Below are 259 nucleotides of genomic sequence, written 5' to 3'. Positions count from 1 at the left end.
GCTAAATGAAGATATGGCTTTTGCAGAGAAGAAAGGCCTGCTATCCACATTTTTGATGGGGAGAATGTATGCATCCACGTAATGATTCCCGCACAATTCTCATCAGCGTTTGCTTCCAGGATCAATTTATGGATTGAATCCGAATCCTTTACGACTGATTTAAAAACTAATTTATATGGAACTTGAGAATCACCATCCAAACCATTTACAATCGATTTTGAGTTTGCTTCCACTTGACGAAGTACATCTTCTCCATATA

1 pseudogene is annotated in these 259 nt (G+C 37.8%); it reads right to left on the bottom strand.

Features of this window, described 5'->3' with window-relative positions:
- Nucleotides 1-259, bottom strand: a pseudogene (locus tag RYX56_RS23430) (L-arabinose isomerase); the annotation flags it as partial.

The sequence above is a fragment of the Alkalihalophilus lindianensis genome (genome assembly GCF_032843265.1).
In the GTDB taxonomy this organism is placed as follows: Bacteria; Bacillota; Bacilli; order Bacillales; family Bacillaceae_D; genus Alkalihalophilus; species Alkalihalophilus lindianensis.
The sequence above is the reverse complement of the archived record's forward strand: the minus strand, read 5'-3'. Positions and strand labels throughout refer to the sequence as shown.